Raw genomic sequence first — 15,928 nt, 5'->3', positions numbered from 1 at the left:
CAGAGTCAGTCGGTCAGCGCGGCCAGCAGGGCTTCGCCGGCGACTACTCCTCGGGCCACCTCGTCCTCGGGCAGCCCGAGCAGCCGCAGGCACGCGGTGGCGATCGCGGGCGCCGTGGAGGCGTCCGGCTCACCGTCGCGCCGCAGCGTGATCACCATCTCGACGAGCTGCATGCAGCACGCGCCGATGAACTGCGGATCCTCGACCAAGCCGTCGACCAGGCGCTTGTAGGCCGAGGCCAGCTCGTCGCGGTGCGCGCGGAACGTGTCGAACCGCGGCTGCTGCACCTCGTGCGAGAGATAGAGCACCCCGACGTTGTGCGGCGTCGCCATCAACGTCTCCACGTCGATCAGCGAGAGGGCGTAAAGCGCAGCGGGCCGGTCCGGCTCGGCGAGCAGCGGCGTGACGTACGCGAGGCTGGGGCGCACCGAGATCTCGAGCAGCTCGAGGAGGATCTCGTCCTTGCCTGCGAAGTAGTAATAGAGCGACGCCTGCCGGATGCCGACGCGCTCGGCGATCGCCCGAGTCGTCGTCCCGGCGTAACCGTGCTCGGCGAACAACGCCGCTGCGGCGCCGAGGATCTGCTCACGCGGCGCAAGGTCGGAGCTGCCCTGCGGCTTGACGCGCGGACGACCGACCTTCTGCGTGCCCGAGTCGGTGCTCATGCACCGGATCCTGTCACGGCCCCGACGTACGCGCGCCAGCCACCGAGGTCGCTGATGTCGCGGGCACCCGCCAGGGCGTATGGCTCGCAGAGGAATCCCGTCACCGAGGTGCCGTCGTCGAGGTCGACCGTCCCGATCGCCATCGGCGCGGGCAGGGCACCCACGAATCGGCCGAAGCCTGCCGCCGGGAGGCGCCAGACCTCGCCGGGCACACTCACGCCATCGCCTGCGACACGTACGAGGCCGGGCTTCGCCGGCTCGGTGTCGAGCGCGTGCAGGCGGTACGACGCCGCGGTCCGTACGTCCCCGACGAGCGTCCCGCCCGCCGACACCAGCTGGTGGTTGAGCGGCTGACCGCTGAGGTGCGCGCCCACGACGAGCAGGTCGACCGTCACACCCGGCACCAAGGAGGCGATCTCGGCGAGCAGCCTGTCGTCGAACGCCGGACCCGTCAGCATCACGCCGAAGGGCAGTCCGTCGACGCTGCCGGCGGGCACCGCCAGCGACGACATGTCGAGCAGGTTGGCGAAGTTCGTGTAGCGGCCCATGCGGCTGTTGGCACCCACGGGATCGGCCGCGACCTCCGCCAGAGTCGGGTGCCACGTCGTCGTGGGCGTCAGCAGCGCCGCGAAGCCGTCGAGCAGCGCGTGGCCCTCGGCGCCGAGCCGCTCGAGCTGCTCGAGGTCGCGGAAGTAGTCGACCGCCGTCGCATCGGCCCCGCCCTGCACGATCGCCGCGACCGTCGGGTCGAGGTCGGTGCCGATGAGGTCGGCATGCTTCGTGATGTGGTCGCCGACCGCGGCCGTACGTTCAGCCACGAACGCTCCGCCGTACAGCAGCTCGGCGGCCCGCAGCAGCGGCGTGATGTCGACCGGCACCAGCTCGACGCCTGCGTCGATGAGTCGTTGAACAACGGTGTCGAACGCAGCCGCCCAGCCGTCCGCCAGTCCCTCCAGGTTGCGCGCGGCGGGCACCGCGATCCGCAGCGGCGTCGGTGGCAGCTGACCTGGACGGTCGTCGCGCGCCTGCGGGTCGACCCCGTCGGGCCCGCTGAGCAGCTCGACCGTCGTACGGGCCAGGCCCAGCTCGCGGGCGAAGACCGTCACGCAGTCGAGGCTCCGGCACGCCGGCACGACACCCGTCGTGGGGATCAAGCCCTTGGTCGGCTTGACCCCGACGATTCCGTTGAGGGCTGCCGGCACGCGTCCGGAGCCCGCCGTGTCCGTCCCGAGTGCGATGTCGGCGACGCCGAGCGCCACCATGACGGCCGAGCCGGAGCTCGACCCGCCGGAGATCCGGCTCGGGTCCCAGGCGTTTCGGACCGCGCCGTACGGGCTCCGGGTGCCGACGAGTCCCGTGGCGAACTGGTCGAGGTTGGTCTTGCCCAGCACCACCGCGCCGGCCGCTCGCAGTCGCGCGACGGCGGTCGAGTCGGTCTGTGGCAGATAGGTGTACGACACCGCGCCCGCCGTCGTCGGCATGCCGGCGACGTCGATGTTGTCCTTGACCGCCGCGGTGAGCCCGGCGAGAGGCAAGGACTCCCCCGCCGCGACGCGGGCGTCGACCGCGGCCGCCTCGGCGAGCGCCTCCGCCATGGGCCTCAGATGGATCCACGCCTCCGGGCGGCCGATCGTCGAGATTCGCTCGTACGCCGCGGAGACCCGCTCGGTCGCTGTCATGCCTTCTCCTTGATCGCCATCAACACCTGTCCTGGGGTGACCTGCTCGCCGGGTGCGACGTAGATCTCCACGACCTCTCCGTCGACCGGCGAGCTCATGGGGGTCTCCATCTTCATCGCCTCGAGCGCCACGACCCGGTCGCCGGCCCTCACCTGGTCGCCGAGCTCGACCGCGACCTGCCACACGCTCGACACGAACGGCGCCAGCACCGGGGTGCTGCCCGGCGGGAGGTCCACGGGTGCGCCGGCGACCGCGGCCGGCGGTTCCGGCTTGACGTCGAACTCCCCCGACGCCCGCCAGCGCTCCTTCTCGGACTCGAAGGCCGCGGCCTGCTGCCCCCGGAACTCGCTGATCGAGCGTGCGTTGTCGGCGAGGAATCGCTCGTGGTCGGCCAGCGCGAACAGCCCGTCCTCGGTGTCGACCGGCCCGCGGCCCGCCGCCGTCTCGGCTCGCAGCTCGAGCAGCTCCTCGGCCGAGACCGGATACCACTCGATGCGGTCGAAGAATCGCAGCGCCCACGGCTGCTCGTCCGACAGTCCGCCGCGGCGGAAGCTGTTCCAGACCTGGGTCGTACGCCCGACGAGCTGGTAGCCGCCGGGACCCTCCATGCCGTAGATGCACAGGTACGCCCCGCCGATCCCGACCGAGTTCTCCGCGGTCCACGTACGCGCCGGGTTGTACTTGGTCGTGACGAGTCGGTGGCGAGGGTCGAGCGGGGTGGCCACCGGCGCGCCGAGGTAGACGTCGCCGAGGCCCAGCACGAGATAGCTCGCGTCGAACACCGTGCTGTGCACGTCGTCGACCGACTCCAGCCCGTTGATGCGGCGGATGAACTCGATGTTCCACGGCGTCCACGGCGCGTCATCGCGTACGCCGGCCATGTAACGCTCGGTCGCCAGCCGGGTCGCCGGGTCGTCCCACGAGAGCGGCAGGCGGACACGTCGCGAGGGCACGACGAGCTCGTTGGTGGCCGGCAGGTCGTGCTCGATCTCCTGCATGAGGCCCGCCAGCCTGGCTGCGCCGATCACGGTGGCGTCGGTGTGCACCTGCAGCGATCGGATGCCCGGCGTGATGTCGAGGATGCCGGCCGGGGCCACCTCCTGCAGCCGGGTCATCAGGGCGTGGACCCGCATGCGCAGGCCGAGGTCGAGCACCTGCGCGCCGTACTCGACGAGCAGGTTGTCGTCGCCGTCACGCCGGTAGGTCACCGCGGGTCGACCGTCGGAGCTCGGCTCGAGCCGGGCGATCACCCCATCGTCGCCGTCCCCGCCGCGCGTCGGCACGCTCGCCGCGCCACGCTGCGAGTCGAGCGCCGCGGCGTCCGCCTCGCGCACCGGCACGAACCGCACGGTGTCGCCGGGTCGCAGCTGGCCGAGCTTCCACAGCTCGCCACTCGCGACGACCGCCGGACAGACGAAACCGCCGAGCGACGGCCCGTCAGGTCCCAGGATGATCGGGGTGTCGCCGGTGAAGTCGAGGGCGCCGACGGCGTACGGCGTGTCGTGGATGTTGGACGGATGCAGACCCGCCTCGCCACCGTCGCTGCGCGCCCAGGTCGGCCGCGGACCCACGAGGCGTACGCCCGTGCGCGCCGAGTTGAAGTGCACCTCGTAGTCGGTCGCATAGAGCGTGTCGATGTCGTCGCGGGTGAAGAACTCCGGCGCGGCGTGCGGGCCTTCCGTGACGCCGACCTGCCACGACGACGTCAGGTGCGGTCGGCGCTCTGGCGGCGTCGGTCCGCCGATGCGGGTGAGCGTCTGCCCCTCGGCGAACGCCGGGTGATCGGCCTCCGCGTCCTGCGATCCGGGGCGCAGCACGTCGCCGGGCACGAGCGCGCGGCCACCGTGACCGCCGAAGCCGCCGAGCGTGAACGTCGAGGCGCTGCCCAGGTAGGTCGGCACGTCAATGCCACCGCGTACGGCGACCGCCAGTCTCAGGCCGGGGCCCAGCGCCGTGCCGATCGCCAGCACCGAGCCGGTGCCCACGTCGAGCGGCTCCCACATCGGTGCCGCCTCGCCGTCGATAGTCACGTCCGCCGGGGCGCCGGTCACGCACACCACCGCCGGGTAGGAGAACCGCAGGCTGGGCCCGGTCGCCGTGACCTCCAGACCCGGCGCACCTTCGGGGTTGCCGACGGCGAGGTTGGCCTCACGCAGCGAGACGGGATCCATCGGTCCGGACGGCGGCACGCCGACCTGCCAGTGCCCGATCCGGCCCGGCAGGTCCTGCACCGTGGTCATCGCGCCGGCCACGAGCACGTCGATCCGCGGATCGGGGTCTTCGGTCGTCGACAGCGTCGAGGTGGAATGTGTCGCGCTGCGAAGCGCATCGCCGTCGGCGAGGTCACGCAGCAGGCCGAGGTTCGTGACGACCCCGTCGATCCGGCTCGTGGCGAGCCCTTCGCCGAGGAGGTCGAGCGCCGCGTCCCTCGATGGCGCCAACGCGATGACCTTGGCCAGCATCGGGTCGTAGAAGGGCGAGACCTCGAGGCCGGTCTCGATCCAGCTGTCGACGCGTACGTCCGGCAGAGCGGGAGCGTCCTGGCCCGGGAACACCGCGCGCGTCACGAGGCCGCTCGACGGTGCACTGTCCTTCGCGGGGTCCTCGGCGTACACCCGGGCCTCTACCGCGACGCCGTCCGCTGTCCAGGTGCGGTCGAAGACACCGTCGATCTGCTCAGCGCCGTCCCGGGCCAGCCGCAGCATGAGCTCGACGAGGTCGACGCCGTAGACCATCTCGGTCACCGGGTGCTCGACCTGCAGGCGGGTGTTGACCTCGAGGAACGCGGCCTCCTCACGCACCGGGTCGTAGACGAACTCGACGGTGCCGGCCGAGCGGTAGTCGACCGATGCGGCCAGCGAGGCGGCCGCCTCGTGCATCGCCGCGCGTACGTGGTCGGGCAGCGCCGGTGCCGGCGCCTCCTCGATGACCTTCTGGTTGCGTCGCTGCAGCGAGCAGTCGCGGTCGCCGATGACCGCGATCTGGCCGTCGCCGTCACCGAACACCTGCACCTCGACGTGCCGCGCCGGGCGGACGAGCCGTTCGAGGAACACGCCGGACGAGCCGAACGACGCCTCGGCCTGGCGGACCACCCGTTCGTACGCCGAGCGCACCTCCTCGACCGTGGCGCACGCCTGCATCCCGATGCCGCCGCCGCCCCCGGTCGCCTTGAGCATGACGGGCAGGCCGACCCGCTGAGCCTCGCGTACGGCGTCCTCCGCGGTGTCGAGCAGGCCGGTGCCGACGAGCATCGGCACGCCGGCCTTCTCGGCCAGCTCGCGCGCGGTGTGCTTGCTGCCGAACCACTCGATCTGGCGCGGCGTCGGGCCCACGAACGCCATGCCGGCGTCCTCCACGGCTCGCGCGAACTCAGCACTCTCCGACAGGAAGCCGTAGCCGGGGTGGATCGCGCCGGCGCCCGTGCGCGCTGCCGCGTCAAGGACCGCCTCGATGCGGAGATAGGAGTCCCGCGCCGGCGCTGGTCCGAGCAGCACGGCCTCGTCCGCCTCGCGTACGTGCGGGGCGGCGCGGTCGGCCTCGGAGAAGACCGCCACGGTGCGCAGACCGAGGCCCTTCGCCGAGCGCACGATGCGACGGGCGATCTCGCCGCGGTTGGCGACCAGCAGGGTGTCGAAGCTCATCGGACGGCGTCCTCGTTCCGGGTCACGATCATGCGCAGCGGGGTGGGGTTGAACTCGTTGCACGGGTTGTTCATCTGCGGGCAGTTGGACACGATCACGAGCACGTCCATGTCGGCGCGGATCGCGACCCGGCGTCCCGGCGCCGACAAGCCGTCGACGATCCCGAGCGCGCCGTCGGCCTCGACGGGGACGTTCATGAACCAGTTGAGGTTGGACACGAGATCGCGCGACGTCAGGCCGTGCCGGCTCGCCTCGGCGAGGAAGTTCTCCCGGCAGCCGTGCTGGTATGCCGTGTGGTGGCCGTAGCGCAGCGTGTTGGACTCCTTGCTGCAGGCGCCGCCGATCGTGTCCTGCCGGTCGATCTCGTTGCCGACGACCGTCATCAGCGGCCGGCCGAGCCCTGATCGCAGCACAGTGCCCTCCCGGACGTACGCATTGCCCTGCCACGTGAGGGTGTCGGGCACGCTGTAGCGCTCTGAGGTGTCGTCCGCGTTGAACATCAGGCAGTCGGCGGACTGGTTGCCGCCCACGTCCACGATCGTCAGCACGTCGCCGGCGCGTACGACCGCGGACCACGGCGCGTTGGGCGCCACGCGCTCGTCGAGGACGACGTCGCCGGGCACCAGCGCCTCGCTCCAGTCGAGCCGCGAGTCCGGCGCGTACACAGCGCCGACCGGAACGGTGGTGCGGATCGCTTCGACGGTCTCGGTGCTCACAGGCCCCTCGCCTCCAGGTAGTCGGTCGTGTTCAAGTAGGCGCGCTCCCGCTCGGGCGACGCGCCGTGGTGCTCGTCGGACGGGCCGCTGGGAGTGCTGCGCCAGGCATGCACCCGCAGTGGCCCGACGACGTAGTCCGTACGCGGGTCGAGCGGGTGCGGGACGTTGGCCACCAGCACGATGAGCGGCATCTCCGCGACCAGGTCGACGTACGTCCCCGGCCCTGCCGTGCCTTGCCAGGCCAGCGCGCCGTCGTCCTCGACGCGTACGCCTTGGAAGAACGACACCGACGGAGGCAGGTCGCGCGGCGTGAGCCCGTGCTTGACCCCGGCGAGGGTGAACAGCGCCCGGCCTGAAGGGCTCGGCCCCTGTGGTGCGGCGTCGCCGTACTTGACCACGTTCCACTCGTCCGACGACGTGCCGCAGAACGCGTCGTGGTGCGCCGACGTGTCCGCGACGACGGTCGCCAGCACGCGCCCCTCGCCCGACAGCAGGGGGTGGCCGGCGCCGAGATAGGCCTGCCACGGGATCTTCTGCGTGTCCGCGACGTTGAGCCGCTCCCACGGCTCAAGCGCGTTGAACACCAGCACGTGGGCGCACGCGTCACCGGTGACGTCCTCGAGCCGCAGCCGGGTGCCGCGAGCGACAACCTTGTGCGTGTAGCCGCCCGGTGCCACCGTCTCCGCCCAGACGAGCGCCGACGGGTCGACGCCATCCGGTACGAAGGGTGAGGTGGCAGCCGGCAGGCAGGGCATCCAGTCCGAGACGTTCGACCCCTGGGCGCGGGCGTCGGCCCGGGCCGCGAGGACGCTGGCGGTGTCGCGCGCGCCGACCATCAGGCGATCGCCTCAGCGGTGGAGTCGGCCGTCGTGCGCAGGGCAGGCAGCTTGATCGCGCCACCGTGGCGGATCCGCGTGCGCCAGTGGATCGCGGCTCCGACGACGATCGTCAGGCCGATGAAGAGCAGGGCGCTCCACTGCAGCCACCAGCCGCGGCCGTCGAGGTCGTAGATCTCCTTGCGCGGCCAGGCCAGGTTGATGACCATGCCGATCTGGTACGCGATCGCGACGACGTTGACGAGGATGCCCCAGCGGCCGAGCGAGAACAGCGGGCGGCCGTCCTCGTCGACGCCGTCGGCCAGGCCGCGGTTGCGGATCCGCGAGACCAGCAGCGGGACGGTGACGCCGAGGTAGGCCAGGTAGAGCATCGCGATGCACAGGGACGCCAGCGCCAGGAAGACCGCGCTCTGGTTCCAGTTGACCGCGAGCGCGATGGCAGCGCCGACACCGACGACGACGGAGGTCGCGATCGGCGTGCCGGTGCGCGGCGAGACCTTGGCGAGCACCGAGGAGAACGGCAGGGTGCGCTCCCGCGCCATGGAGAACATCATCCGCGAGCCGGCGGTCTGCACGGCGAGGGTGCAGGCGAACACCGCGATCGCGACGGCGGCGAGCAGGAACCGCCCACCGACGTCGCCGAGGCGAGCGGTCAGCACACCGGCGAGACCCGAGGTCGCGAGCGATCCGTCGGTCAGGCTCGGGGCGGCGAGCAGGCCAGCGAGCAGCAGCAGGAGGCCACCGATGCCGGACACGACGAGCGCGCGGATGATCGTGCGCGGCGTGGTGCGACGCGGTGCGTGGGTCTCCTCCGACAGCTCCCCGGCCGAGTCGAAGCCGACCATGACGTACGCGGCCATGAGCGACGACGCGAGCCACAGTGGCAGGTAGTGACCCGGCGCGGCACCGGCGGTCGTGTTGACCGTGCCGAGGCCGCGCTCGGAGTGGAAGAACAGCGCCGTGACGAGGGCGATGACGCCGAGGATCTCGATCACGACAGCTGCCGACGTGACGACGGCCATCAGGCGTACGCCGATGACGTTGATCGCGGTGGTGAGCGCGAGGACGATCAGGCCGAGCACGACGGCGTTCTGTGCGCCGGTCGGGCTCAGCGGCGACGAGTCGGCGCCAGAGCCACCGACGAGCTGGAAGCCGGTCCAGATCGCCGGCAGCACCGCCTGCATCGCGATCGCTGCCGTCGCGACGGTGAGGATCTGGCCGATGACCATGATCCAGCCGGTGAACCAGCCGAAGTCGGTGCCGGCGAGGCGGCTCGACCACTGGAAGATCGATCCGGAGATCGGGTAGCGAGCGGCGAGCTCGGCAAAGCACAGGGCGACGAGCAGCTGGCCGGCGAAGACGACCGGCCAGGTCCAGAAGAACGCCGCGCCGCCGAGGCTGAAGCCGAGGCCGAACAGCTGGAAGACCGTGGTCAGGATCGACACGAACGAGAACCCTGCGGCGAACGACGCGAAGCTGCCGACGCCGCGGCGAAGCTCCTGCGGATAGCCGAGAGCGCCGAGGTCGTGGGCTTCCGATGGCGGTGACGATGGCGCAGATGAAGGCGGAGCGGTGAGTGTCATGGGGCGTCCTTTGGGCGGAGGGTGAGCCACTACCTGTCACGCGACAGATATCCCGTCCAGTCTCGAACTCCGGCTGTTTCAAGCGTGTTGCGCGACCGTGAAGAGTTCGGTCGCCCAACCCGGCTCTCCCGGGTTCGTACGCGAGGCTTGACTTAATTCAAGAGTCGTACTAAACCTGACCCATGGCATCCGACCTCGTCCTGGGCATCGACTCGTCCACCCAGTCGACCAAGGCGCTGCTCGTGGACGCTGCGACGGGCGAGGTCGTCGCGCAGCAGTCCGCTCCCCATCCCGACGGCACGTCGGTCGACCCCCGGGCCTGGCTCGACGCGTTCGACCAAGCCACCTCGGGACTCCTCGACCGGGCCAGCGCGGTTGCCGTCGGAGGCCAGCAGCACGGCATGGTCGCCCTCGACGACGCGGATGAGCCGGTCCACGACGCGATCCTCTGGAACGACACCCGCTCCAGCGGCGAGGCCCGGGACCTGGTCGACGAGCTCGGCGGACCCGATGCCTGCGCCGAGACGATCGGCAGCGTGCTCGTCGCGTCGTTCACCTCGACCAAGCTGCGCTGGCTCCGCGATCACCACCCTGACGCCGCAGCGCGTACGCGACGAGTGCTGCTCCCCCACGACTACGTCTCGCGGCACCTGACCGGCGGCGAGGCGTTCACCGACCGCGGCGACGCCTCCGGCACCGGCTACTTCTCCACCGGCAAGGACGACTGGCTGCCCGAGCTCGCCGAGTCGGCGATCGGCCACGCCGTCGAGCTGCCCCGCATCGTCGCGTCGTCCGAGGTCGCCGCGAAGACGTCGACCGGGCTCGTCGTCGGCGCCGGCACGGGCGACAACATGGCCGCTGCGCTCGCCCTCGACCTCGGTCCCGGCGACGTCGTCGTCTCCATCGGTACGTCCGGCGTCGCCTCCGCGATCAGCGAGTCCCGCATCGCCGACGGCACCGGGTCGGTCACCGGTTTCGCCGACGCCACGGGGCGCTTCCTGCCGATGGCGACGACCATGAACGCCGCCCGCATCCTCGACCTGCAGGCTCGCCTGCTGGGCGTCGACCACGACGAGCTCGGCCGCCTCGCCCTTGCCGCTCCCCCGGGCGCCAACGGGCTGACGATCGTGCCCTACTACGACGGCGAACGTACGCCCAACCTGCCCGACTCCAGCGGCACCTGGAACGGCCTGACCTCCTCGACCACCCGCGAGGACCTCGCCCGCGCCGCGTTCGAGGCGCTGCTCTGCTCGCTCGCCGACGGCGTCGACCACCTCGTCGCCAGGACCGGCATCACGGTCGGCCGCATCCTCATGGTCGGCGGTGCCGCGGCCAACCCCGCCGTGCACGCCATCGCACCGGCAATCTTCGGCCGTCCCGTCACCGTGCCGGCGCCTGGCGAGTACGTCGCGCTCGGCGCCGCCCGCCAGGCTGCCTGGGCCCTCAGCGGCAGCGCCGCACCCCCGACCTGGAGCTCGGCCACCGCCGAGACCCACGACGCAGAACCCACCCCTCTCGTGCGTGAGGCCTACGCACAGCTGCGCGACCGCACCATCCCGTGGTCCACATCCACCACCCCGTCACAGAAGTAGGGCTTCCATGAGCATCCCGACCCCATCACCCTCCGACAAGTTCTCGTTCGGCTTGTGGACCGTGGCCTATCCCGGACGCGACCCGTTCGGCGAGCCCACCCGCGAGCCGATGGACCCGATCTACGCCCTCGAGCAGCTCGCGAGCCTCGGCGCGTACGGCGTGAACTTCCACGACGACGACCTGATCCCGTTCGGGTCCGACGACGCCACCCGCGACCAGATCATCGAGCGGTGGAAGAAGGGCCTCGCCGACACCGGCCTGGTCGTCACCACGGCCACGACCAACCTGTTCACCCACCCCGTGTTCAAGGACGGCGGCTTCACGTCCAACGACCGCGACGTCCGGCGCTTCGCGATCCGCAAGGTCATGCGCAACATCGACCTCGCCGCCGAGCTCGGCGCCAAGGTCTACGTCTGCTGGGGCGGCCGCGAAGGTGCCGAGTCCGGCGCCGCCAAGGACATCCAGGCGGCGCTCGACCGCTACCGCGAGGCGTTCAACGTGCTCGGCGAGTTCGTGCACGACAAGGGCTACGACATCAAGTTCGCGATCGAGCCCAAGCCCAACGAGCCCCGCGGTGACATCATCCTGCCGACGATCGGCCACGCCCTGGCGTTCATCGAGACCCTCGACCGGCCCGAGAACGTCGGCGTCAACCCCGAGATCGGGCACGAGGAGATGGCCGGCCTCAACGCCGCTCACGGCTACGCGCAGGCGATGTGGCAGGGCAAGCTGTTCCACATCGACCTCAACGGCCAGACCGGTCCCCGCTACGACCAGGACTTCCGCTTCGGTGTCGGCAACGTACGCGGCGCGTTCTGGATCGTCGACACGCTGCTCGCCGGCGGCTACGACGGCCCCGTGCACTTCGACTTCAAGACGCCGCGCACCGAGGACGACAAGGGTGTCTGGGTCGCGGCCAAGGCGTGCATGACGAACTACCTCATCCTGCGCGAGAAGGCCCAGGCGTTCCGCGCCGATCCCGACGTGCAGGAGGCGCTCGCCGCTGCCAAGCTCCCCGAGCTCTCGCAGCCCACGCTGTCCGAAGGTGAGGGCTGGGCCGACCTGGAGGCCGCCCAGCTCGCCGACCCCGACGCGCTCGCTGTCCGCGGCGCCGGGTTCGAGCACCTCGACCAGCTGGCGCTCGAGCACCTCTACGGGGTGCGCTGAGGGTGAGTCTCACCGGGGTCCCGACGGGGACGGAGTACGTACGCCGGCAGAACACCGGCCTCGTGCTGCGCGCCCTGCGGGCCCACGGGCCGGCGACGCGTACCGAGCTGGCCCGGCTCACCGGGCTCGCCAAGGCGACCGTCGGCACGATCGTCGCCGAGCTCGAGAACGCCCGTGCCGTGACCCAGGACGACGACTCGGTGTCGTCGGGTCGCGGCCGGCCCGGTCGGCCGGTGGCGCTGACGGGTGAGTCGATCCTCGGGCTCGGGCTCGAGGTCAACGTCGACTACGTCGCCGCCGTGGCTCTCGACCTCGGCGGCAACGTACGCGTCGTCGAGACCCGTCCCGTCGCCACCGCCGGCACGCCGCCGAGCACCGAGGAGCTCATCGAGCTGGCCACTGACGTACGTACGGCGCTGATGGCCGACGGCCACACGGTCGTCGGCGCGACCGTCGCCGTACCCGGGCTGGTCGCCCACGACAACCGCACGGTCTCGTGGGCGCCCAACCTCGGCTGGGACGGCCGGCATCTTGCTGCCGAGCTCGAGGAGGCGTTCGGCGACGACTGCCCCACCACGATCGACAACGACGCCAACTGCGCCGCGCTCGCCGAGGCCGCCCACGGCGTCACGACCGATGTCAGCCACTCGCTCTACATCACGGGCACGATCGGCATCGGCGCCGGCATCGTCCAGGACGGCCGGCTCGTACGCGGCGGTGCCGGGTTCGCCGGCGAGGTCGGCCACATGCCGATCGGCAATCCCACCCGCGTATGCGGTTGCGGCCGTCTGGGGTGCTGGGAGGCGTCCGTCGGCCTGCGCGCCATGCTCAGCGCTGTCGGCATCGACGAGGAGGAGACTCCCCTGCAGACCGCCCTCGCCGTCGCCGACCTCGCCGCCCGCGACGCCTCCACCCGAGCCGCCCTCGCCGCCCTCGGCCACGAGCTGGGCACCGGCCTCGCCACGCTCGCCGCCGTGCTCGACCCTGCCGCGATCGTCCTCGGCGGCTACTTCGTACCTCTCGGCGCCTACGTCGTCCCGGCCGCTGGCCAGGTGCTCGCCGAGCGCCTCCCCTCGGCGTCGATCCACCTCCCCCAGATCCGCCTCAGCTCCCTGGGCATCCACGCCGCCGCCCTCGGCGCTGCCGAAGACGCCCTCGCCGACGTCTACGCCGGCACCTTGGCGCTGTAGACGACGCAATCGCCCCGCGGCAAACCGCCCAGAATGGGGCAGGTGCTTCGCGCCCGGAATGGGTGACGCAGCGAGGCTCGCCCGGTACGCCCGACACCGCGAAGAGTCTTGATGGGTTCGAGAATGAGCAGGCCCGCGGTAGATGTCGCTGCTGGCACAGCCGTCCTGAGGCGCCAATCCGAGCAATCCCGTGCGCGCGCCGTGGACCTCGACGTCCAGAATCTCGCGGAATGGCCTAGTTTCGTGGCCAACAGCACAGCTGGTCCTTCTGCGGCATCGTTCACAAGCATGTCAATGCGGCCGAGCTCAGTCGACGATACGCGGGCTCGCCTTATCTCTGTCGAGCCCATGCCGACCATAGACACTTGCTGGCCTTCGCCTACCGCAAACCTCGCGCACTGTTTTAGTGGTCCGTCCGCCGAGCATCGCCGCCGACAGGCCGCACCAATTTCTGCGAAAGCTCGACGCCTACCTCAGGCGACGCGCTTGCCTGGCAGTCCTGCGCGTTCTCCGAAAATGTGTCGCCGCGCCTGTGTAGGTTCAAGGTCCCGCAACAGACGAGAGAAGCCGCCGTGGAGCCTCGAAAGTCCAACAGCCGCAACAGGGGGCGCTCGCCTGCGGCGGAGCCTGCCTTCAGGCAGCTGTGCCACGTGCTCTCGCTCAGTAAGACTGGCAAGGTCCAAAGCGCGGTCGACAACCTTGTTTTGACGACTTTCAGCATCGACCCCAAGATCGGCGAAGGACGAGACCCAAATGAGGTCGCAACGGCTATTTCTACCTACTTCGGAGTCGTAATCGATGTAGGAACTGTCCGGCTGGCGATCGAGAACCACCTCAAAGGTGGTCGTCTCCTCATCGATAACACGTCCACTCCAAGCTGCATCTGTCTCGCTGCCGACGTTCGGGCTCGCTTGGCTGAGCGAATCGGAGAGTCTTCTGTTCTTGAGGATGACGTCAGGCAGGAATGGATTGAGATCGCAGAAGGACTTCTCCCGAACGTCGACACGGCCGTTCTTTGGCGCGCGCTCCAAGCCTATCTGGGCAAGGTGTTCCACCAGCATGGAGCGGAGGCGGTCCAACTCCTGGATTCCAGGTCCAGTGCCGGAAAGGACAAGGGCAATCTTCTACATCTGATGGATTCCGCGATCCAGGATGTCGGACTTCAGCGGCACCAGGGTCCTGCGCGCGAGGCCATTCGCGCATTCTTCATAGAGCCGAGCCCAAAACGCCTGCGGTACATGTCGGAGTTGTTGGATGGCACCTTCACCTTCTTCGCCCTCACCGTTAGCGACGCAACCGCTGACTACCTAAAGGGCCAGGTGCCGAGTCTGCGCCTCTTCTTGGACACGAATGTTGTATTGGCTGTTCTGGGCATGCAGGACAACAGGATGCAGGAGGCCGATGTCGAACTTCTGGAGATCATCGAGAAGGAGCGCTACCCGTTCAAGCTCTACTATCACCAGCGCACTTTCAAGGAACTGATCAACCTTGTGGAGGTTGCGAAGAGCCGTATCCGAAGCCGGCACTTCACCCCCGCATTGAGCCGTGCATATCTCCAGTACATGGAGAGCCGTGGCGGCGGCATGGGAATCGAACGGCAGTTCCACGCTATGAACGCTGAGAGAGCCGTCGACACCGACGCATATCTCGCTCGTTTTGATCACCTAGAAGACTTGCTGAGAGACCGGGGCATCGAGCGGTTCAATCAAAACGGCGCAGACCTTGACGTTGAGATCAAGGGCGCGCATATTGCTGAGTTCGAGCACTTCTTGAAAAACCGCCACCCTGGCCGACAGCCTCGCAGCTACGAGGCACGCGATCACGACGTCACTGTTTGGATGTTTCTGCAGCGTCAGCGAAGCCGGACAACGAGCGCGCTACGGTCTGGTGCGCTGCTGCTTTCGAACGATTACTCACTTCAATCGTTCGATCGCGCGTACCTGATGGGCTGTGCTGAAGGCAAGGGCGTCGCAACGGTCGTACTGCCGCAGCATCTTCTTCAAATCTTGCGGCCCTTCAGCCGAGTTACGACTGATTTCGACAAGCGCTTCATGGAGATTTTCGCGGCTCCTGAGTTCAGGACAACTCAGACTGATTATGGCCCGACAGCGTCGAAGGTCTTGTCCTATCTATCGAGCTTTGACGATGTTCCGACCGAGACGGCTGTGCACATTCTCAACGACGACCTTCTTATGGGGCGATTGCGCGACATCGAATCGACAGACTCCGAATTCACAGAGCTGATCGAGAGCGCAGTGATCGAGGAAAACAAGTCGCTCGCGCACGAAATCGGCGCCATTACCGAGAACCTCTCTAAGGAGCGCAAAGCTCGCGAGCAGAGCGAGTCGGCCGCCGAAGCAGCCGGTAAGGCGGTCGAAGAGGCGATGGCGAAGGTGGAATCCACCAGACAGCGACAGGAGCTCGAGGCTTCCCAACGTCAGAAGGCAGAGGACAAGGCACGCGCCGAAGCGCACGAGAAGGCCGAGCTTCAGCGAAGGCTAGATGAGGCGACACAGCAGAAAGAGACCGCTGAAGGAGACGCTTCGCGTGTTCTTGGTCAGGCAACGTGGATGCGGCGGGCATTGGCCGGTCTGCTGACACTCGTGTTACTGATTGGAGTTGCCACGGTCCCGAAATGGCTACCCTGGCACTGGCTTGCCAAGCATGAGCACCGGACCGGCATTCTGGTGCTCGTCGGCATAGCAATCTGCGGCGCTGGTTACATTGCAGCCGGTGGAAAGCACCGAGGCACAGCATTCTCAACAATCGTGATCGCGTCGTTGATCACATTGGTCTCGCTCCTGTAGTAGGACAGCGCAATCCGGATTCGATGAGAGAGAGCGCTGCCGCCGCAAGGT

At 69.2% G+C, this 15,928-nt stretch carries 10 protein-coding genes; 4 read left to right on the top strand and 6 right to left on the bottom strand.

From position 1 onward, the window contains the following. Positions 1-5: 5 nt before the first annotated feature. The 6 genes from ASC61_RS16090 to ASC61_RS16065 are packed head-to-tail and all read right to left on the bottom strand — an operon-like array spanning position 6 to position 9,120. Complete coding sequence (locus tag ASC61_RS16090) at positions 6-665, bottom strand: TetR/AcrR family transcriptional regulator (protein WP_056213581.1); 660 nt, start codon at positions 663-665, stop codon at positions 6-8. Continuing rightward, the gene (locus ASC61_RS16085) at positions 662-2,344 is read right to left on the bottom strand and encodes an allophanate hydrolase (protein WP_056213579.1); all 1,683 of its coding nucleotides are present in this window, start codon (positions 2,342-2,344) and stop codon (positions 662-664) included. The genes ASC61_RS16090 and ASC61_RS16085 overlap by 4 nt, the downstream gene beginning before the upstream one ends. Continuing rightward, positions 2,341-5,985 carry an urea carboxylase gene (uca, locus tag ASC61_RS16080; protein ID WP_056213576.1) on the bottom strand — a complete coding sequence of 1,215 codons (3,645 nt, stop codon included), beginning with the start codon at positions 5,983-5,985 and terminating at the stop codon, positions 2,341-2,343. Before uca ends, ASC61_RS16085 begins: the two co-directional genes overlap by 4 nt. Next, positions 5,982-6,701: an urea amidolyase associated protein UAAP2 gene (locus ASC61_RS16075; RefSeq protein WP_056213574.1), complete on the bottom strand. Its 720-nt coding sequence runs from the start codon at positions 6,699-6,701 to the stop codon at positions 5,982-5,984. Before ASC61_RS16075 ends, uca begins: the two co-directional genes overlap by 4 nt. Beyond that, positions 6,698-7,537 carry an urea amidolyase associated protein UAAP1 gene (locus tag ASC61_RS16070; RefSeq protein WP_056213572.1) on the bottom strand — a complete coding sequence of 280 codons (840 nt, stop codon included), beginning with the start codon at positions 7,535-7,537 and terminating at the stop codon, positions 6,698-6,700. The genes ASC61_RS16075 and ASC61_RS16070 overlap by 4 nt, the downstream gene beginning before the upstream one ends. Continuing rightward, positions 7,537-9,120 carry an APC family permease gene (locus tag ASC61_RS16065; protein WP_056213571.1) on the bottom strand — a complete coding sequence of 528 codons (1,584 nt, stop codon included), beginning with the start codon at positions 9,118-9,120 and terminating at the stop codon, positions 7,537-7,539. Before ASC61_RS16065 ends, ASC61_RS16070 begins: the two co-directional genes overlap by 1 nt. Positions 9,121-9,302: 182 nt before the next feature. Here ASC61_RS16065 and xylB point away from each other — a divergent pair, with 182 nt between their 5' ends. The 4 genes from xylB (at position 9,303) to ASC61_RS16045 (ending at position 15,877) form a co-directional block, all read left to right on the top strand. After that, a complete protein-coding gene (gene xylB / locus ASC61_RS16060; protein ID WP_056213569.1) occupies positions 9,303-10,712 on the top strand; it encodes a xylulokinase in 1,410 nt (469 codons plus the stop codon). 7 nt (positions 10,713-10,719) lie between these two features. Next, positions 10,720-11,880 carry a xylose isomerase gene (gene xylA, locus ASC61_RS16055; protein WP_056213567.1) on the top strand — a complete coding sequence of 387 codons (1,161 nt, stop codon included), beginning with the start codon at positions 10,720-10,722 and terminating at the stop codon, positions 11,878-11,880. A gap of 2 nt (positions 11,881-11,882) precedes the next feature. Beyond that, positions 11,883-13,070, top strand: a complete 1,188-nt coding sequence (locus ASC61_RS16050) for an ROK family transcriptional regulator (RefSeq protein WP_056213564.1) — start codon at positions 11,883-11,885, stop codon at positions 13,068-13,070. A gap of 650 nt (positions 13,071-13,720) precedes the next feature. Then, positions 13,721-15,877: a cell envelope integrity protein TolA gene (locus ASC61_RS16045; protein WP_157439526.1), complete on the top strand. Its 2,157-nt coding sequence runs from the start codon at positions 13,721-13,723 to the stop codon at positions 15,875-15,877. The last annotated feature ends 51 nt before the right edge of the window (positions 15,878-15,928 follow it).

The sequence above is a fragment of the Aeromicrobium sp. Root344 genome (assembly GCF_001425755.1).
In the GTDB taxonomy this organism is placed as follows: domain Bacteria; phylum Actinomycetota; class Actinomycetes; order Propionibacteriales; family Nocardioidaceae; genus Aeromicrobium.
Note: the sequence above shows the minus strand (reverse complement) of the source record. Positions and strands in the feature narration are given on the sequence as shown.

Coding starts and splice junctions, on each gene's coding strand:
- ASC61_RS16090 (WP_056213581.1), bottom strand. CDS start 665: ATGAGCACCGACTCGGGCACGCAGAAGGTCGGTCGTCCGCGCGTCAAG.
- uca (WP_056213576.1), bottom strand. CDS start 5,985: ATGAGCTTCGACACCCTGCTGGTCGCCAACCGCGGCGAGATCGCCCGT.
- ASC61_RS16085 (WP_056213579.1), bottom strand. CDS start 2,344: ATGACAGCGACCGAGCGGGTCTCCGCGGCGTACGAGCGAATCTCGACG.
- ASC61_RS16070 (WP_056213572.1), bottom strand. CDS start 7,537: ATGGTCGGCGCGCGCGACACCGCCAGCGTCCTCGCGGCCCGGGCCGAC.
- xylA (WP_056213567.1), top strand. CDS start 10,720: ATGAGCATCCCGACCCCATCACCCTCCGACAAGTTCTCGTTCGGCTTG.
- xylB (WP_056213569.1), top strand. CDS start 9,303: ATGGCATCCGACCTCGTCCTGGGCATCGACTCGTCCACCCAGTCGACC.
- ASC61_RS16065 (WP_056213571.1), bottom strand. CDS start 9,120: ATGACACTCACCGCTCCGCCTTCATCTGCGCCATCGTCACCGCCATCG.